The organism is Lacrimispora brassicae (assembly GCF_054772055.1).
Map to the genome: position 1 here is coordinate 55,663 of NZ_BRYH01000053.1, position 18,516 is coordinate 74,178.

At 47.5% G+C, this 18,516-nt stretch carries 16 protein-coding genes and 1 pseudogene; 14 read left to right on the top strand and 3 right to left on the bottom strand.

Features of this window, described 5'->3' with window-relative positions; genetic code table 11:
- Positions 1-4 precede the first annotated feature (4 nt).
- A complete protein-coding gene (locus ACYVD3_RS23900; protein ID WP_312441204.1) occupies positions 5-205 on the bottom strand; it encodes a cold-shock protein in 201 nt (66 codons plus the stop codon).
- Positions 206-684: 479 nt separating this feature from the next.
- Here ACYVD3_RS23900 and ACYVD3_RS23905 point away from each other — a divergent pair, with 479 nt between their 5' ends.
- From ACYVD3_RS23905 to ACYVD3_RS23915, 3 genes are all read left to right on the top strand, one after another.
- Positions 685-1,011, top strand: a complete 327-nt coding sequence (locus ACYVD3_RS23905) for a hypothetical protein (RefSeq protein WP_460645006.1) — start codon at positions 685-687, stop codon at positions 1,009-1,011.
- Positions 1,012-1,201: 190 nt separating this feature from the next.
- Positions 1,202-1,597, top strand: a complete 396-nt coding sequence (locus ACYVD3_RS23910; RefSeq protein ID WP_460645007.1) for a hypothetical protein — start codon at positions 1,202-1,204, stop codon at positions 1,595-1,597.
- Positions 1,598-1,922: 325 nt separating this feature from the next.
- Entirely contained in the window at positions 1,923-2,303 is a 381-nt protein-coding gene (locus ACYVD3_RS23915; RefSeq protein WP_460645008.1) for a hypothetical protein, read from the top strand.
- 198 nt (positions 2,304-2,501) lie between these two features.
- On the opposite strand, the gene ACYVD3_RS23920 is transcribed toward ACYVD3_RS23915, so the two are convergent.
- Entirely contained in the window at positions 2,502-3,662 is a 1,161-nt protein-coding gene (locus ACYVD3_RS23920; protein ID WP_460645009.1) for a M20 family metallopeptidase, read from the bottom strand.
- Positions 3,663-3,826: 164 nt separating this feature from the next.
- Here ACYVD3_RS23920 and ACYVD3_RS23925 point away from each other — a divergent pair, with 164 nt between their 5' ends.
- From ACYVD3_RS23925 to ACYVD3_RS23975, 11 genes and pseudogenes are all read left to right on the top strand, one after another.
- Positions 3,827-4,717 carry a S8 family peptidase gene (locus ACYVD3_RS23925; protein WP_460645010.1) on the top strand — a complete coding sequence of 297 codons (891 nt, stop codon included), beginning with the start codon at positions 3,827-3,829 and terminating at the stop codon, positions 4,715-4,717.
- Between the two features lie 330 nt (positions 4,718-5,047).
- Positions 5,048-6,178: a recombinase RecA gene (gene recA / locus ACYVD3_RS23930; RefSeq protein ID WP_460645011.1), complete on the top strand. Its 1,131-nt coding sequence runs from the start codon at positions 5,048-5,050 to the stop codon at positions 6,176-6,178.
- A 65-nt stretch (positions 6,179-6,243) separates the two neighbouring features.
- Entirely contained in the window at positions 6,244-6,852 is a 609-nt protein-coding gene (locus tag ACYVD3_RS23935; protein WP_460645012.1) for a regulatory protein RecX, read from the top strand.
- A 124-nt stretch (positions 6,853-6,976) separates the two neighbouring features.
- Positions 6,977-8,536 (top strand): ribonuclease Y, encoded by a 1,560-nt coding sequence (rny, locus tag ACYVD3_RS23940; RefSeq protein WP_460645013.1) that lies wholly within the window; start codon positions 6,977-6,979, stop codon positions 8,534-8,536.
- A gap of 74 nt (positions 8,537-8,610) precedes the next feature.
- Positions 8,611-10,044: a D-alanyl-D-alanine carboxypeptidase family protein gene (locus ACYVD3_RS23945; protein WP_460645014.1), complete on the top strand. Its 1,434-nt coding sequence runs from the start codon at positions 8,611-8,613 to the stop codon at positions 10,042-10,044.
- Between the two features lie 417 nt (positions 10,045-10,461).
- Positions 10,462-10,566, top strand: a pseudogene (locus ACYVD3_RS23950) (transaldolase family protein); the annotation flags it as partial.
- Between the two features lie 81 nt (positions 10,567-10,647).
- The gene (gene arfA, locus ACYVD3_RS23955; protein WP_460645015.1) at positions 10,648-12,165 is read left to right on the top strand and encodes an arabinosylfuranosidase ArfA; all 1,518 of its coding nucleotides are present in this window, start codon (positions 10,648-10,650) and stop codon (positions 12,163-12,165) included.
- A gap of 20 nt (positions 12,166-12,185) precedes the next feature.
- Positions 12,186-13,679 carry an L-arabinose isomerase gene (gene araA / locus ACYVD3_RS23960; RefSeq protein ID WP_460645067.1) on the top strand — a complete coding sequence of 498 codons (1,494 nt, stop codon included), beginning with the start codon at positions 12,186-12,188 and terminating at the stop codon, positions 13,677-13,679.
- A gap of 62 nt (positions 13,680-13,741) precedes the next feature.
- On the top strand, positions 13,742-15,340 hold the full coding sequence (locus ACYVD3_RS23965; protein WP_460645016.1) for a xylulokinase: 1,599 nt from the start codon (positions 13,742-13,744) through the stop codon (positions 15,338-15,340).
- Positions 15,341-15,368: 28 nt separating this feature from the next.
- On the top strand, positions 15,369-16,058 hold the full coding sequence (locus ACYVD3_RS23970; protein WP_460645017.1) for an L-ribulose-5-phosphate 4-epimerase: 690 nt from the start codon (positions 15,369-15,371) through the stop codon (positions 16,056-16,058).
- A gap of 19 nt (positions 16,059-16,077) precedes the next feature.
- A complete protein-coding gene (locus ACYVD3_RS23975) occupies positions 16,078-17,178 on the top strand; it encodes a substrate-binding domain-containing protein (RefSeq protein WP_460645018.1) in 1,101 nt (366 codons plus the stop codon).
- Here ACYVD3_RS23975 and ACYVD3_RS23980 read toward each other — a convergent pair.
- The gene (locus ACYVD3_RS23980; RefSeq protein WP_460645019.1) at positions 17,175-18,488 is read right to left on the bottom strand and encodes an MFS transporter; all 1,314 of its coding nucleotides are present in this window, start codon (positions 18,486-18,488) and stop codon (positions 17,175-17,177) included. The genes ACYVD3_RS23975 and ACYVD3_RS23980 overlap by 4 nt on opposite strands.
- Between the last annotated feature and the right edge of the window lie 28 nt (positions 18,489-18,516).

Genomic DNA, 18,516 nt, shown 5'->3' on the forward strand with positions numbered 1-18,516 from the left:
TAGTTTATGCAGTTTGAACATTAACGGCCTGTAATCCGCGATTACCTTCTGTTACATCAAATGTTACAGACTGTCCCTCATCTAAGGTTTTAAAACCGTCCATTGCGAGACCAGAGAAATGAACGAATATATCGTTGCCCTGCTCGTCGCAGATAAAACCAAAGCCTTTTTGTGGATTAAACCACTTTACTGTACCTTTTGTCATGAAAGATACCTCCTTAAAATATTAATATTGTATTTTTACTAAAACTAAAAATCGCATATATATGTAAATCATCAATAGAATAATGACTTACGTATACATGCGAAATCAAGACCTTATCTAAAATACTACTTTAATATAACACAAGGGTTTAAATAAGTCAAGAGAAAATTATGGGAAAGAAGAAAAGATTGAGAAAAACATCAAAAGAGCGCCGGGAGCACTGACAGTCTCAAAAATGCAGAGAGGTCAGTGACCATGAATATATAGAACTTTTGAGGCAGAAAGAGGACCGAGCAAGGAAGAAGATATTGACAGCGGAGAGGTGACAGTTTGGGAAATGTAAGGCATTAAACTATAGTAGGTATGGGATCAGTAAAAATCGCTTCTGGGAATTATATTACTGGTGCCTGCAGTATGGAGAGTAGAAAGACGAGTTTAAGTATAAAACAAATACGGTAGAAGCCATGGAGATCACCGGCATGGCTACCAGCCACAATCCCGGCTACACTACACAGCGGCTTGCGATCAGGAGAGTCATGCTGGAAAAGAATTGTCAGATGATAGAGCAGACGACCATCAAAGCTGGTCCGGATATTTATCAGTATCTACTTAATGCAGTGACGGAGGAGGACATGACATATCGGTATTTGAAAATGATCATGAAGATTTCCTGTAGTCCAATACTTATTATAATTGGTGAAGAAAATTCTACTGGTTGTTGGATAAAAGAAAATTTTAAAAAGATTGGTAATCACGGGACATGTCAATATGGTATAAATGGCGAAACAAACCCTGAAACATTGTGACTAAAAGGATGATTTTAACAAAGCTTTTTTGTCTGGAGAAATAAATATTTACTTCTAGCCTGATGCATGCTAGTATCATTATACGTATTTTTACATAGAATGTTTTTGTTGGGCAATATAAATTGGTTATAGGGCATTTATGTTGCAAATTTATACTTTTAAATTGATTACATAAAGGAGACTTTAAAGGATGGCTATGAAAGAAGAAAATGTGATTGAGCATTTAAATAAATATGGAATAAAAGGAAAACTGGGGTCTTCAATTTGGACAATGCCAACTTCCCTGACGGGAGGATTGAATTACATCAATGTAAATTTTAGCTACCAGGTTCTAAACTTTGCAGATGAACAGATAGCTATAATCGGTATCAACCAAGCGACAAATAAAATTGTTGATGATACGCCAAGCGTTATCCCTATGAATATGGTAACGGAAGTATCTTTTAAAAAGGGTTTTTTATTTAACAAAATGACTATATATACATCAGAAGGCAGTTTAGGATACAAGGTAATGAAAAATATTATGAATAAAAAATGGCATAAAATAAACTATGAAAATCTTGTTGTCAGATTTCAAAACAAGTAAGATTATTATTTACCTAAAGTATTATCATATAGAATTTAATTAACGAAGTCATAATATGAGCAAAGCTGGACATTTTTATGAATTTATAGTAGAGCAGTTAATTTAAAATCAATATATGTAATTGAGGCATCCACCAGGTGTCTCTTTCTTTTCCCCAGAGGCGGTTAATCCCGTCTCTTTTTTGATGCTCAAAACGACACTTATCCACAATAATGTGGAAACAATTGTGGATTACCTGTTAATATCTGAAAATACGACACAAAACTGCAAATTATTACAGGCTTGCAGTCATCTATTATACACAGATCAGAAAGGAAGTGAGTTCATGGGAAGACCATTGAAGATTAAAATGCCAGAAGAGATGGAGCAGATATGGGAGGATTATAAAAACGATTGTGACAACCAGGAAGTTCTTATCCATGACTTTAGCTCCAAGAACAGCGAATTTGTCAGCGCAACGTTAACATGCAGTATCACATATACGGTCAAGGGTTTCTGTATGTTTGTGAGGATTTTCCGTCATGCATTTTATGAACACTATTCACAGAAGAAGCGAATTGAAAGTCCTGAATCCAATGAAGCCTCGGCCATTCCGACAGCCGCAGCCGATCCGAACCAGACAACTGGCAACAGAGCCCTTCTCGTGATTACTATGGTGACTGGTGAAGGGAAAGAATATGAAATGACCCTGGAACTGGGGGTCTAATAGGAGCGGGTATCCGGTATTCCGGGCCCGCCCTTGATATTGTCAATAACTACATTTTAATAGCCTTACACAGGTCAAATCAAGTATTACATAATACTAAGAAATAATGAAAAATTAGTGCCACACCCGACCTTTAACACTATATGTCCGTTATTTGCCTATAAAGATTTTCGTAATATCATTTCAGCCAGGAACTTTCTAAAAGAGAATGGAGCGTGCCAGCCCGGTGAGTACCGTTTCACACCGTAAAATATCTTCACAGGGAACAAATTCATCTGGCTTATGGGCCAGCTCCAGATCACCGGGGCCGTAGGACATGCAGTTGGGATTGCGAAGCTTTCCTGCGATGACGGCGGTGTCCGTATAGCCTGGGAAAAAGGTGACAGGGGCGGTTTTTCCCGTGGCTTCCTCTGTGGCGGCCTTCAGGGCTTTCAGCAAAGAGGAGGTTTCATCCTTTTCGATATAGGGCCTGTCTCCTGTGATGGTATAGGAGGCAGTGATCCCAGGGACTGCCTGGGTGGCTTCCCTGATGGCCTGTTCCACTATGGAGACGGCAGCAGCCGTGTCTGTGGGCGGAACCAGGCGCATGTCGATCCAGACCTTGCAGCGGTCAGGAACCACATAAGGGCGGTATCCTCCCTCGATCTGGCCGAAGGTAACGGTAGATACGCCCAGGTCTTCGTGGGAGGGGCATTGTCCGATCCTGCGGCGTATGGAAGAAATGATCTCAGCCATGGCTGCAATGGCATCGGCCCCTTTCCAGGGAGTGCTTGCATGAGCGGTCACTCCGGTGACTGTGACCTCAAACCAGGTACGCCCTTTATGAGCCACCTGGATCTGCCCGTTGGTGGGCTCCGTATCCAGGACAAAGCTTTTTTCCGTTACCCATCCCTCGGTTATCACATCCTCCACACCCCGCATGAAATCCTCTTCATCCACGGTTCCGATGAAAACAAAGGAATGTTTGGGGATCTTCCCTGATGCCGCTTCTTCCGCCATGGCGGAAAAGGCGGAAAGGGCGCAGGCCAGTCCTGATTTCATGTCACAGGCTCCCCGTCCGTAGATTCTACCTTCCATGACCTCCGCCCCAAAAGGGTTTTTTGTCCAGCCTTCCCCAATGGTCACTGTATCCATGTGGCAGATGTAAACAAGGGCAGGGTCGTCGATTTCTCCCTGTATTTTTGCCATAATATTATAACGGCCGGGAAGGACCTCTTTTTTGATGACAGGGACGGACAGGGAAGAGAGCCGGTCCCAAATATAATCACCGATATTTTTTTCATATGCACCGGGATCCGTGCTGTCGATGCGGATCAGGGCCTGTGTCAGAAAAGTGGCATCGGATTGATGATTCTCCATGATGATGATCTCCTTACTTAATTATGTTACTTCCATTATAGAAACAGACTCACAGAAAGTAAATGGTATCCGGTTAAAAATCTTCTTCTGCATTTTAAGGGGGAAAAGAAACCACAGGAGCCAAACCGGAATATCCTAATAAAAAAGGAATCAGGTAATGGACTGTGAATCATGTAAGAGAAGAAGTACACTGTGAGGCGGCCCATGGCGTGGGCTATACAGGACGTGGAATTGGAGTAGCGGTTCTTGATACGGGGATTTATCTTCACGAGGACTTTGAACATAGAGTGGCAGCTTTTGTAGACATTGTGCAGCGTAGGAAGGACACCTATGACGATAACGGTCATGGGACCCATATTTCAGGAATCATCGGAGGGAGCGGCAGTGCTTCCGGGGGAATGTATATGGGCATTGCACCGGAATGTCATATTATTATGCTGAAAGTTCTGGATAAAAAGGGGAACGGCTATGCTTCCGATGTGCTGGCCGGGCTTAAGTGGATCCGTGACAACAGAGAACGGTATGGGATCAGGATCGTAAACATCTCCGTGGGTTCCTTTTCGAAAAAAGGAATGACAGAGAACTCTGTTCTGGTGCGGGGGGTAAATGCAGCCTGGGATGACGGGCTGGTGGTCTGCGTGGCGGCCGGAAACATGGGGCCGGGCATGAACACCATCACCACTCCTGGAATCAGCCGGAAGGTGATCACTGTGGGGTGTTCCGATGATTATAAAGAGGTCAATGTTATGGGAAACCGGATGATCGATTATTCCGGAAGAGGCCCCACCGGTGCATGTATCTGCAAGCCGGAAATCATTGCTCCGGGTGCAGGGATTATGAGCTGTGCCAACGAAACGGGGCAGTATCAAGCTAAAAGCGGGACTTCCATGTCAACGCCCCTGGTGTCAGGGGCCATTGCCCTTCTTCTTCAGAAATATCCCTTTATGAGCAACCGGGATGTAAAGCTGATGCTGAGGGAACGGGCGGTGGATCTGGGGCTTCCCATGAACCAGCAGGGCTGGGGAATGCTTGATGTGGAAAAACTGCTTTTATGAAAACGAAATAGGATCCTGTTTTGGGCCGCTGCCAGGCAGAAGCTGGGGCGGCCCGATCCGTGGGAAATAAGATCAGGCGGTTTTTAATGGAAGGGTTGCAGATGCCTCCTTTTTATGTTATAGTAAATCTGTACAGAAGGCAGTCCGCCTTCCTTTCCATTCAGGCGTTTCGCCGCTATTTCCCTATAGATAAGAAATTACTTTCAGCCGGACAGGCCAGGAGTGTGATGCATATTGGGCTTAAAAGTATAAAATTCCGGTTGACATTTGCCTGGAAATATACTATGATTATAAACAGAAAAAGAACATTTGTTCGCGTCGGAGGATAATATGAATAAAGATGATAAGCTAAAGGCGCTTGATGCCGCCATTATTCAGATAGAAAAGGCATATGGAAAAGGCTCTGTTATGAAACTGGGAGATTCAGGTACGAATATGAACGTGGAGACCGTACCTACAGGGGCATTGAGCCTTGATATCGCTCTTGGCCTGGGAGGAATCCCTAAGGGAAGGGTTGTAGAGATCTACGGACCGGAATCCAGTGGTAAGACCACCGTTGCCCTGCATATGATCGCAGAGGTCCAGAAGAGAGGCGGCATCGCAGGCTTTATTGATGCGGAGCATGCCCTTGATCCTGTTTATGCCAAGAACATTGGAGTGGATATTGATAACCTTTACATTTCCCAGCCGGATAATGGGGAGCAGGCATTGGAGATCACGGAAACCATGGTGCGTTCCGGGGCAGTGGACATTGTGATCGTGGACTCGGTTGCAGCCCTTGTGCCAAAGGCCGAGATCGAAGGAGATATGGGCGATTCCCATGTGGGTCTTCAGGCCCGCCTCATGTCCCAGGCCCTTAGAAAGCTGACAGCCATCATCAGCAAGTCCAATTGTACTGTTCTTTTCATCAACCAGCTTCGTGAGAAGGTGGGAGTGATGTTTGGAAGCCCTGAGACCACCACAGGAGGACGTGCCCTTAAATTCTACGCATCTGTCCGTCTGGATATCCGTAAGATTGAGACGTTAAAGCAGGGCGGAGAAATGGTAGGAAACCGGGCCCGGGTGAAGGTCGTGAAGAATAAGATCGCGCCGCCGTTTAAGGAGGCAGAATTTGACATCATGTTCGGCAGAGGAATTTCCAAGGAAGGAGATATCCTGGATCTGGCTGTAAAAGAGAATATCGTGGAAAAGAGCGGAGCCTGGTTTGCTTATAATAATGTCAAGATCGGCCAGGGACGGGAGAATGCCAAGATCTATTTTCAGGACAATCCAGCCGTCTGCCTGGAGGTTGAGAATAAGGTCCGGGTAAAGTACGGACTCCATGAGGAAGGCAGCATAGTACCGGAGAGCACCGGTGGAACAGCGGCAAAGGAAAGCAAGAGGATCAAGGCCGAGGAAAGCCGGGCTGAGGCACCGAAGGAGTCACCGAAGGAGTCGCCGAAGGAGTCGCCGAAGGAGTAATTCATAAGAGGATTTGGCCGGCAGGATTAAGAAGGCCGGGAAAATAGATAAGATAAGGGGCATATATGACAGTTGCAGAGATTGTGCCCTTCGATAAACGCAGGAGTAAAGTCATTCTGGAGAATGACTTTACTCTTGTCCTTTATCGTGGGGAAATGAAACGATTTGGAATTGAGGAAGGAAAAACGCTTTCAGAAGAAACCTACCAGGAGATCCTCCGGGAGGTTTTGTTTAAAAGGGCCAGAGAGAGAGTTCTCTTCCTTCTTAGATCCTCGGACAAGACGGAACAGGAGCTGCGGCGGAAGCTAAAGGACGGGGGATATCCCAAGGAGGCTGTTGATTACGCCATAGATTTTTTAAAGGAGCATAACTTTATCAATGACCAGAACTATGGCCGCAGATATGTGGAATTCAATTTGGAGCGGAAAAGCGAAAGGCAGATTCAGTATGAATTGCAGAAAAAGGGACTGGATAAAGAGGTGATCAAGGAGATCCTGAAAGAACAGCCTGTGGACGAGGAAACCCAGATACGGGCCTATGTGAAAAAGAAACGATTAAAGCCGGAAGACATGGATTTTAAGGAAAGCCGCAGGCTTATGGCTGCCTTGGGAAGAAGAGGGTTTTCATACGAGGCAGTAAGCCGTGTTTTAGGCAGCCTTTCTGATGAAGACTGACAACGGGAAAATGTGTATAAGTACACTGGAAACAGGGGCGAAATACTTGACATAATGTATAAAACAGTTTAAAATTGTAGTGTTGTATTGTTGTACAATGAAAATCTAATAAGGAGGTGCTCCTGTGTCAGTATCAGTATTCACGGCTGCATTGATTGCAATCGTCGCATCAGTAGTAGTTGCTTTTATTGCCTGGTCTGCTGCCATCACGTATCGTAAGAATGCTTACGAAAGCAAAATTGGCACTGCAGAAGAAAAATCCCGGGAAATAATAGATGAAGCATTAAAGACCGCTGAGACAAAGAAGCGTGAAGCTCTCCTTGAGGCAAAAGAAGAGTCTTTAAAGACTAAGAACGAACTGGAGAAGGAAACCAGGGAAAGAAGAGCTGAGCTTCAACGTTATGAAAGAAGAGTATTAAACAAGGAAGAAAACTTGGACAAGAAGTCCGAGGCTATGGAAAAACGAGAAGCAGGTCTGGCTGCTCGAGAGGACGCCCTGAATAAGAGAAATGCCGAAGTAGAATCTCTTTATGAGAAAGGCATTCAGGAACTGGAGAAAATTTCCGGACTTACCTCCGAACAAGCAAAAGAATATCTTTTAAAATCTGTTGAAGATGACGTAAAACATGACACTGCGAAATTAATTAAGGAACTTGACAACAAAGCAAAAGAAGAAGCCGAGAAAAAGGCAAGGGAATATGTGGTGACAGCCATCCAAAGATGTGCTGCGGACCATGTTGCAGAAACCACGGTTTCTGTCGTACAGCTTCCTAACGATGAGATGAAAGGCAGAATCATCGGAAGGGAAGGCCGTAACATCCGTACGTTAGAGACTCTTACGGGCGTGGAACTTATTATTGATGACACCCCGGAGGCAGTTGTTTTATCCGGATTTGATCCGGTTCGTAGAGAAGTAGCCAGAATCGCGTTGGAACGCCTTATTGTGGACGGCCGCATTCATCCGGCAAGAATTGAAGAGATGGTGGAAAAGGCACAAAAAGAGGTAGAAACCAATATGCGTGAAGAAGGAGAAGCCGCCGCCCTTGAAGTGGGCATACACGGGCTTCATCCGGAACTCATCAGATTGCTTGGCAAACTGAGATACAGGACAAGCTACGGACAGAATGCCTTAAAGCATTCCATTGAGGTGGCCCAATTGTCAGGGCTGTTAGCTGGAGAGATCGGCCTTGATATTCGTATGGCCAAACGCGCCGGTTTACTACATGACATCGGAAAAGCCGTTGACCATGAGATGGAAGGTTCTCACATTCAGTTGGGTGTGGAGTTGTGTAAAAAGTATAAGGAATCCGCAATCGTGCTGAACACTGTGGAATCTCATCATGGCGATGTTGAACCACAGAGTCTCATCGCTTGTATTGTCCAGGCAGCAGACACTATTTCTGCGGCAAGACCTGGAGCAAGAAGAGAAACTCTGGAGACATATACAAACAGATTAAAACAGTTAGAAGATATTACCAATTCCTTTAAGGGAGTGGACAAGTCCTTTGCCATTCAGGCAGGACGCGAAGTTCGGATTATGGTGGTTCCGGATCAGATTAACGATGACGACATGGTGCTTTTAGCCCGTGATATTTCCAAGAAGATTGAAGAATCTCTTGAGTACCCGGGACAGATCAAGGTTAACGTGATCCGGGAGTCCAGAGTTACAGATTACGCGAAGTAAAATAGTGCCCTAAAACCGTATAAATATTCTCATGCGGCTTTAGGGCATATTTCATGTCAGGAGGAGGATGATAAGTGAATCGGAGGATAAAAGTACTCATAAGCTGCATATTGGTCAGCCAGTTATTTCTTATGACCGTATATGCAAAGCCGGACTGGCCGTCTGATACGGGCATCCAGGCGGAAGCTGGGATTGTAATTGACGGGGATTCAGGAGCTGTCATATTCGGACAGAACATCCATGCCCCTTATCCGCCGGCCAGCATCACGAAGATTTTGACTGCCCTTATTGTTTTGGAGAATGCAGACCTTAATGATATGGTGACTTTTTCAAAGGATTCCGTTTACAATGTGGAAGAGGGCAGCGGAAATAAATTAAATGTGGATACCGGAGACAAGCTCTCTGTAGAAGATTGTCTCTATTCCTTAATCCTCCATTCCTGTAACCAGGCAGCGAATGCCCTTGCAGAGCATGTGGCCGGAAGCAGGGAGGAATTTGTCCACATGATGAATGAAAAAATCAAGGAGCTTGGGTGTACTGAGAGTCATTTTGACAATCCATCAGGCCTTAACGGGGAGAGCCAGTATGTCACTGCCTATGATATGGCCCTCATAGCAAAGGCGGCTTACAGCAACAAAAAGCTTGTAGAGATCGGTTCTGCCATCAGCCACAACATCCCGCCCACCTCCAATAACCCGGAGGGGCTTACCATTTATAACGAGCATCGTCTGGTAAAGACAAAGGATACAAAGAGTGAGTTTTACTGCCCGTCGGCAGTGGCCGGAAAGACCGGATATCTCATTAAGGCAGGAAATACTCTTGTTACCTATGGGGAGCAGGATGGAAAGAGGCTTATTTCCGTTATTTTAAAGGGAAGCCCCAGGCAGTATTTTATTGATGGAAAGGCGCTTCTGGAATTCGGCTTCAGCCGTTTTGAGAATTTCCCTGTGACAGGGAATGAAACCGGATATACGTCAGGGGAAGCTTCTGTTGAAATCAATGGGACGGCTTATAAACCCTCTGATCTGGAACTGGAGCCTGACCAGGTCATAACACTCCCCAAAGGAGCAGAGTTTTCCCAGGCGGAGAAAACCCTGGTGACAAACCTTCCGGAAGGAAGCCCAAAGGGAGCAGTTGCCCTGATCCAGTATACCTACAATGACAGAAAGGTAGGCCAGGCTTACTTAATGGAAAAGAAGGGCACAGAGCCGGCCAGCCAGGAACCGGAAACCACAGAGACAAAACCTGAGGAGCCGGAAACCAGTTCAGGCATTGGCAAAGCGTCAGCCGGGAAAAAGGGGAGCAAAGTTCTTGCAGCGGCAGTAATTGCGGCGATTCTTGGACTGGCAGGGGGAGGAACCGGATTATTTATTTATATAAAAAAGAAAGAGGCCAGGGAAGTTGCTCTCCGGAGAGAAGAGAGAAGGCGGCGCCTGAAAGCGGAGGGTGCAGAAGAAGCTTTTGAGCAGATCTTAAACCAGCGCCGGAAATATAAAAGGAAAAAATAAGGATAGAAGAAAATGAAAAAGGACCGGCTGGGGTAGCTGGTCCTTTTTCGGAGAAGGTATTTCGTTTCTTATGGGGTGTAGCAAAAACTATATAATGTATTGGGGGGGGGGTTACATTTATTAATATACCTCATTTCTCTGGAAAAGTGTCAACAAACATTCATTAATTTTAAAATTAAAATTGTGCATATTCTCTTCTTTTCTCCGGCTGATTGTGGAAAAAAGATAGAAATGAAGAAGGAACACGGGTCTTCCTTGTGCGTTCTCCCCCCAGGGTATTTGGGGGGATTTTTTGTATCATCCGATTTTTTTGTGGTAAAATACATAAAAACAACTTGTGCAATGGTGCGTACAAGTTATAAATTGATAGTAAGAGGATATTTTAATCACTCTCATGAAGAAAAGGAGGCAGAACTTATGAGATTTTTTTTAGACACGGCAAACCTTGAGAAGATCGAAATGGCCAATGATATGGGAATTATCTGCGGCGTGACTACCAACCCTTCCCTGATCGCAAAAGAATTGTGAAGTTCCAGGATGATTACAAAAAGGTGTTTGGAGAATAACGTGTTTGGTTCATGAAAGAAGGGCGGGATTATACAAATGGCGTTTCAAAAAGTAAAAATGGTGATTGACAGAGAATACCCTATTGGACAGGTGGATGAGAGGATCTATGGCTCCTTTATCGAGCATCTGGGGCGGGCCGTTTACGACGGCATTTATTGTCCGGAGCATGTCTCTGCTGATGAGAATGGCTTCCGGGGAGATGTAAAGGAATTGATCCGGGAATTAAATGTTCCGATTATCCGGTATCCTGGGGGAAACTTTGTATCAAGCTTTAACTGGGAGGACAGCGTAGGGCCTGTAAAGGAACGTCCCAGGCGTCTGGAACTGGCATGGCGCAGTATGGAAGAGAACAAAGTGGGATTAAATGAATTTACCAAATGGGCCAGAAGTGCAGGCTCTGATGTAATGATGGCAGTGAACTTAGGAACCAGAGGGATTGCCGATGCATGCAATCTGCTGGAATACTGCAATCATCCCGGCAGCAGCAAATACAGTGATTTAAGGATCAGCCACGGTTATAAGGAGCCTCATAAGATCAGGACCTGGTGCCTGGGAAATGAGATGGACGGTCCCTGGCAGATCGGGCATAAGACCATGGAAGAGTATGGGCGTCTGGCAGAAGAGACCGCAAAGGCCATGAAGCTCATTGACCCTGATATTGAGCTGGTTTCCTGCGGAAGCTCATCCTTAACCATGCCCACCTTCCCTGACTGGGAGGCGGTGACCCTTTATCACACCTATGATTACGTGGATTACATATCCATGCATCAGTATTATGGAAACCGCAACGGGGACAGCCAGGATTTCCTTGCCTGCTCCGACGATATGGATGAATTTATCCGTACCGTCATTGCTACCTGTGATTTTGTAAAGGCCAAAAAGCGGGGGAAAAAGAATATTAACATCAGCTTTGATGAGTGGAATGTATGGTACCACTCCAATGCAGCCGATGAGGATATTACGAAAAACCATCCATGGCAGGTGGCACCTTCCATGCTGGAGGACATTTATAATTTTGAGGATGCCCTTTTGGTAGGCCTTATGCTCATTACCCTGTTAAAGCATGCGGACCGGGTGAAGATGGCGTGCCTGGCCCAGCTTGTGAATGTGATCGCGCCCATTATGACGGAGGCAGGAGGCAAAAAGGCGTGGAGGCAGACGATTTTTTACCCGTTCATGCACGCCTCTAAATATGGACGTGGTACGGCACTTCTTCCGGTCATCACCACGCCCAAGTTTGATACCTCCTCCCATGAAGCTGTGACAGCGGTGGAGGCTGTTTCCGTATACAATGAGGCCCTTGATGAGGTGACCGTTTTTGCGGTAAACAGAGACCTTAAAAACCATGCGGAAATGACCGTGGATGTGAGAAGCTTTGAAGGATACCGGGTTTTGGAGCATGTGGTTTTGGAAAGCGGGGATTTAAAGGCAGAGAACGGGCCTTTTGGTGAGAAGGTAACCCCCAGGCAGACCAGCCAGTCCTTATTGGATGGCGGTGTCATGACCAGTATTTTGCACAAGGCGTCATGGAATGTGATCAGGCTGGGGAAATAATGAAAAAAAGGGTAAATAAAATGGTAAAAAAGGAATATAAGTTTTGGTTTGCAACAGGCTCCCAGGATCTTTACGGTGAGGAATGCTTAAGAAATGTGGCGGAGCACTCCGGGATCATCGCAGAAAGGCTGAATTCTTCCGGCCTCCTTCCCTATGAGGTGGTTTTAAAGCCGGTGCTGATCGACAACACCTCCATACGCAGGCTGTTCCATGAGGCAAACGCTGATGAGTCCTGTGCCGGAGTGATCACCTGGATGCACACCTTTTCTCCTGCAAAGTCCTGGATTTTAGGACTTCAGGAATACCGGAAACCGCTGCTCCACTTACACACTCAGTTTAACAGGGAGATTCCCTATGATACCATTGACATGGATTTTATGAATGAGAACCAGTCCGCCCACGGGGACAGGGAATTCGGCCATATGGTCACCAGAATGGGGATCTCAAGAAAGGTCATCGCAGGCCATTGGGATGACCAGAGCGTCCAGAGCCGGATAGGCTCCTGGATGAGGACCGCAGTGGGGATCATGGAAAGCAGCCATATCCGCGTGGTCCGGGTTGCGGACAACATGAGAAACGTGGCAGTCACCGAAGGAGACAAGGTGGAGGCACAGATGAAATTCGGCTGGGAGATCGATGCTTATCCGGTCAACGAGATCACGGATTATGTAAAGGACGTGGCAGCAGGTGATATTTCTTCCCTTGTAGAGGAGTATTACAGCAGATACGAGATTTTGGCGGAAGGCATGGACCAGGAGGAGTTTAAGGCCCATGTGGCGGTTCAGGCACAGATCGAGCTGGGGTTTGAGGGGTTTTTAAAGGATAAGGATTACCAGGCCATTGTGACTCATTTCGGGGATTTAGGCGCCTTAAAGCAGCTTCCCGGCCTTGCCATCCAGCGCCTCATGGAAAAGGGCTACGGTTTTGGGGCGGAAGGAGACTGGAAGACAGCCGCCATGGTACGCCTGATGAAGCTTATGACCCAGGGGACAAGGGATGCAAAGGGCACTTCCTTTATGGAGGATTACACCTACAACCTGGTTCCGGGAAAGGAAGGGATTCTTCAGGCCCATATGCTGGAGGTTTGCCCCACCATTGCCGACGGGAAAATAGGAATCAAGGTGAACCCGCTGTCCATGGGAGAGAGGGAAGCTCCTGCCCGTCTTGTATTTACGGCAAAGGAAGGAAAGGGGATCGCCACTTCCCTGATCGATCTGGGCAGCCGTTTCCGCCTGATCATCAATACCGTAAACTGCAAAAAAACGGAAAAGCCCATGCCAAAGCTTCCAGTCGCCACTGCGTTCTGGACGCCGGAGCCCAACCTTACCACAGGAGCGGAAAGCTGGATATTAGCAGGGGGAGCCCACCACACGGCTTTTACCTATGATCTGACGGCAGAGCAGATGGGAGACTGGGCGGAGGCTATGGGGATCGAAGCTGTTTTCATTGATGAAGAAACTACCATCAGAAATTTGAAGAATGAACTGAGATGGAATTCAACAGCGTTTCGTTAAACAAATAACATAGTCCGTCTCTTGAGAAAAAAGAGGCGGACGTGATTCAGGAGGGGTTTCAAATGAAGGAAGAACAAATAGGAGCCGCCATCCGGGAAGGGAAAACCGCCCTGGGAATCGAGCTTGGCTCCACAAGAATCAAGGCAATATTGGTAGATGAAGACCACAATCCCATTGCCTCCGGAAGTCATGACTGGGAAAACCAGTATGTAGACGGCGTCTGGACCTACTCCATCCCGGATATCTGGGAGGGTGTGCAGGAGAGCTACAGAAAAATGGCAGAGGATGTGAAGGAGAGGTATGGGGAAACGCTCACTACCCTGGGGGCCATCTGCTTCTCCGCCATGATGCATGGGTATATGGCATTTGATAAGGAGGGAGAGCTTTTGGTTCCCTTCCGTACCTGGAGAAATACCATGACAAAGGAGGCTTCGGAAACGCTGACAAAGCTGTTTTCCTATCACATTCCCCAGAGATGGAGCATTGCCCACTTATATCAGGCAATCCTTAACAGGGAAGATCATGTGCCAGGAATCGATTACCTGGTCACTTTGGAAGGCTATGTCCACTGGAAGCTGACCGGAGAGCGGGTCCTGGGCATTGGGGACTGCGCAGGAATGTTTCCTGTGGACAGCGCTGCAAAGGACTTCCATGAACCCATGATCCGGCAGTTTGATGAGCTGGTGGTTCCCCATCAGTTTCCCTGGAAGCTTCGGGATATCATGCCAAAGGTGATGACGGCAGGGGAGAGGGCTGGGATCCTGACAGAGGAAGGGGCAAGGCTTCTTGATCCCAGGGGGAATTTAAAGCCTGGAATCCCCCTTTGCCCGCCGGAAGGCGATGCAGGGACAGGGATGACTGCCACCAACAGCGTGGCAAGAAGGACCGGCAATGTATCAGCAGGAACCAGCGTGTTTGCAATGGTAGTGCTGGAAAAGGAGCTTTCCAGTGTCTATCCGGAAATTGATATGGTCACCACTCCGGCAGGAGATATGGTGGCAATGGTCCACTGCAACAACTGCACCTCGGATTTAAACGCCTGGGTTTCCCTGTTTGAGGAATTTGCCGGGGCAATGGGAATGAAAACCGACAGGAATACTCTGTTTTCCACCCTTTACCAGAAAGCCCTGGAAGGAGATAAGGATGGGGGAGGTATGCTTTCCTACGGATATTTATCCGGAGAGCATATCACCCATTTTGAAGAGGGAAGGCCGGTGTTTGTCAGGACACCGGAAAGCAGGTTTACTCTTGCCAACTTTATGAGAGTCCATCTTTATACGGCCTTGGGAGCTTTGAACATGGGAATGGATATCCTGTTTGAGGAAGGGGTCCGGCTGAACGTGCTTTTAGGCCACGGAGGACTTTTTAAGACCAGGGAAGTGGGACAGCGGATCATGGCGGCAGCCGTGGGCGTTCCGGTTGCCGTTATGGAGACAGCCGGTGAAGGCGGGGCCTGGGGAGCCGCTCTTTTGGCCTCTTACATGCTTTGGAAGGAAGAGGGGGAAGCCCTGGATCATTATCTGGCGGAAAAGGTATTTAAGGCCGAAGGAGGAACCATAATGGAGCCTGACCCTGAGGATGTGGCAGGCTTTCAAGCGTTTATGGAGCGGTACAGAAACGGGCTTTCCATTGAACGGGCTGCGGTGGACAGCTTAAAATAATTCCGGAAGGAAAAAGGAGGAAGCTGATATGCTGGAAGAACTGAAAAAACGTGTATACGAGGCAAACATGGAGCTGCCCAGAAGGGGGCTCATCACTTATACCTGGGGAAATGTCAGCGGCATTGACCGGGATAAAGGACTTTTCGTGATCAAGCCCAGCGGGGTGGATTATGACGTGCTTGCCCCTGAGGATATGGTGGTCATGGATCTTGAGGGAAATCAGGTGGAAGGAAAATTAAGACCGTCTTCTGATACGGCCACCCATTTAGAGCTTTATAAGGCTTTTAAGGAAATCGGCGGGATCGTCCATACCCATTCTCCCATGGCCACATCCTGGGCCCAGGCAGGAAGGGCAATTCCCTGCTACGGGACCACTCATGGAGATTATTTCTACGGGGAGATCCCCTGTGCCAGAAATCTCACGGAAAAAGAGATTGAGGACGGATACGAAAGGAATACGGGAGCCGTGATCATTGAGACCTTTCAGGGAATAAACCCCATGCACGTGCCGGCGGTTTTGTGCAAAAACCATGGACCCTTTACCTGGGGTAAGGATGCGGCCGATGCGGTCCACAACGCCGTTGTGCTGGAGGAGATCGCCAGGATGAATTTAATGACCGAGCTGTTAAACCCGGCGGTTTTGCCGGCACCTCAGAGTATGCAGGATAAGCATTTCCTGCGCAAGCATGGGCCTGATGCCTATTACGGCCAGAAATAAGAATTATAAGGAGCCCCATATGGCGGAAGACAGCGGAAAAGCAAAGTATTATGTGTTAATGGAAGAACTGAAAAGGGAGATTGTTTCAGGAAGGCGAAAGCCGGGAGACCGGCTGCCATCGGAACATGAGCTGTCGGCCTCCTGCCATGTAAGCCGCCATACGGTGAGAAAAGCCCTGTCCATTCTGGAGCAGGAAGGGTTTATTGAGGCGGAGCATGGCCGGGGAACCTTTGTTTCCAGGAAAGCAGGAAGGAAAAAGGGTTCAGGAAACATTGCAGTCATTACCACCTATCTGTCGGATTACATTTTCCCCAGGCTGATTCAGGGAATTGACGGCGTACTGACGGCAAACAGCTACAGCATCATATTGAAAAATACGGGAAACAGCAGGCTGAAGGAAAGTAAGTGCTTAGAAGAGATCCTTGAAAAAGACGTTGACGGGCTCATTATAGAGCCCAGCAAAAGCGAGATCATGTGCGGCCATAAAGGGCTTTATGAGAAGCTGGATTTTTACCAGATCCCTTATGTGTTCATCCAGGGCTGTTATGCCCATATGAAAAACAAACCCCATATCCTGATGGACGACTGTATGGGCGGGTATCTGGTGACAAAGCATCTGCTGGAATTGGGACATAAACACATTCTGGGAATATTCAAGGCCGATGACAGCCAGGGAAGAGACCGCCACAAAGGCTATGTAAAAGCCCTTCAGGAGGCGGGATTTTCCTATGATCCGGACATGGTGGTCTGGTTCCATACAGAGGACCGTATGACAAAGCCTTCCGGCACCTTAAGGCTTATGCTGGAAGAAGGGGTCCCCATGGACGGAATCGTCTGCTACAACGACCAGATCGCCTTTGAGGTGATGAAAACCATTGAAAAAATCGGATTTTCCGTGCCTGAGGATATTTCCGTGACAGGCTATGACAATTCCTTTATTGCAGAAAACGGACTGGTGAAGCTGACAACCATCGCCCACCCCCAGGAACGCCTGGGGGCCATGGCGGCGGAGCTGCTTTTGGAAAAGATGAACCATGTTCCGGATGAAGAAAGCAAAGTGGAGCGGATCTTAAAGCCGGAGCTGATCATCAGGGAGTCCTCCAGGGACCGGCGGCTTTAACGGGAAACAGACCGGAGCCTTCCCATGTAAAAAACACATCCCAGAATCAGTATCCCGGAAAGAAGGAAGAGTAACTGCATCCCGGTTATGGAAAGCCCGCCTATTTCCAGGGAGGGAAACACCTTTAGAAGAGAGGCTCCAAGGAGGGTGGAAAGAAAGCCGCAAAGCCCTGCATAGGAGGAATTGGAGCTGACATAAAGCACCCGTTTTTCCGTTGGGGCATAGTGGTACTGAAGGTTAAAGACGGATATGGCAATGCCTCCCCAGGCGGCACCTGATAATGCCTGTAAAATCGGCTGAAGGGTATAGCAGGTTTCAGGGGTCATGAAAAGCCAGCTTGCGTGGACAAGTCCCAGCATGCCCATGGAACAGCGGGCTGCCAAAAGCCAGGAGGTAGCGTCTGCTAAGCGTCCCCAGAGCCAGGCAGCCAAAACCCGGACGGTTGAGGAGATGAGGCCTAAAAAGGTGATGTATGTATAATCCAGCTTAAGGCCTGTGACCATGTATACGCTGAAAAAGGGACCTGCGATCTGGAGAGCCAGGTTCCAGAACATGTAGGTGAGCATGACCTTCCGGTACTCTTTATCGGCCAAAGGCTTTATAACCGCATCCTGAAGCTTTTGGCGGTGGGGAATGCTTTCCGGCTCACTGATGGAGGAAAGACACCAGAAATTCGTACAGGCGATGAAAAAGACCACGGTTCCCACCACCAGAAAGCCGGTCTGTTCCATGGAAGAGCTGCGGAACCGGTCCATGACCCAGCCCATGATCAGGCTCAGGATGGTGGAAAAGGCAAAGGCAAAGGAATCCTTTTTTCCCAGATAATTCCCTCTTATATGCTGGGGAACAAGCTGCAGGAGCCAGTTTCCTGTCCCGGTTCCGACAAAGGCTCCGAAAAAGTGGGCGGTTCCATAGATGGCGATCACGGCCGCCAGGCGGAGCCCGGGATTTTTAATAAACAGGGGCACAAAAAACACCGACGCCAGAAGAAGTCTGTGGATAAAGGAAAAGCTGGAGATCAGGCATTTTTTCCGGCAGAGGCTTTCCAGAATGATGGAGGAAAACATCTGAAGGGTGCAGAGAAGGACCGGGATAGAGCCGATGATCCCGTTCATGGAATCCGTGGCGCCCAGTGAATTGGCATAGCCGGAGAGGAATGCTCCGGTGGTCAGGGTGACAATTCCGTTGGCACAGCAGCCTTCTGCAATAAAAAGCCGTCTGCCCCTGGAATAATCCGTTTCTGTCATGGTGGTTCCGCTAAAATAGGTGTGTGACACCTTTTCTTTTAAAAGTAATACTGCTTCTATCATCGATCTTCCGTGGCAGAACTGCCACAAT

Excerpts from the sequence above, each read along its gene's own strand:
- ACYVD3_RS23900 (WP_312441204.1), bottom strand. The coding sequence starts at position 205 with ATGACAAAAGGTACAGTAAAGTGGTTTAATCCACAAAAAGGCTTTGGT.
- ACYVD3_RS23905 (WP_460645006.1), top strand. The coding sequence starts at position 685 with ATGGCTACCAGCCACAATCCCGGCTACACTACACAGCGGCTTGCGATC.
- ACYVD3_RS23910 (WP_460645007.1), top strand. The coding sequence starts at position 1,202 with ATGGCTATGAAAGAAGAAAATGTGATTGAGCATTTAAATAAATATGGA.
- ACYVD3_RS23915 (WP_460645008.1), top strand. The coding sequence starts at position 1,923 with ATGGGAAGACCATTGAAGATTAAAATGCCAGAAGAGATGGAGCAGATA.
- ACYVD3_RS23920 (WP_460645009.1), bottom strand. The coding sequence starts at position 3,662 with ATGGAGAATCATCAATCCGATGCCACTTTTCTGACACAGGCCCTGATC.
- recA (WP_460645011.1), top strand. The coding sequence starts at position 5,048 with ATGAATAAAGATGATAAGCTAAAGGCGCTTGATGCCGCCATTATTCAG.
- ACYVD3_RS23935 (WP_460645012.1), top strand. The coding sequence starts at position 6,244 with ATGACAGTTGCAGAGATTGTGCCCTTCGATAAACGCAGGAGTAAAGTC.
- arfA (WP_460645015.1), top strand. The coding sequence starts at position 10,648 with ATGGCGTTTCAAAAAGTAAAAATGGTGATTGACAGAGAATACCCTATT.
- araA (WP_460645067.1), top strand. The coding sequence starts at position 12,186 with ATGGTAAAAAAGGAATATAAGTTTTGGTTTGCAACAGGCTCCCAGGAT.
- ACYVD3_RS23965 (WP_460645016.1), top strand. The coding sequence starts at position 13,742 with ATGAAGGAAGAACAAATAGGAGCCGCCATCCGGGAAGGGAAAACCGCC.
- ACYVD3_RS23970 (WP_460645017.1), top strand. The coding sequence starts at position 15,369 with ATGCTGGAAGAACTGAAAAAACGTGTATACGAGGCAAACATGGAGCTG.
- ACYVD3_RS23975 (WP_460645018.1), top strand. The coding sequence starts at position 16,078 with ATGGCGGAAGACAGCGGAAAAGCAAAGTATTATGTGTTAATGGAAGAA.
- ACYVD3_RS23980 (WP_460645019.1), bottom strand. The coding sequence starts at position 18,488 with ATGATAGAAGCAGTATTACTTTTAAAAGAAAAGGTGTCACACACCTAT.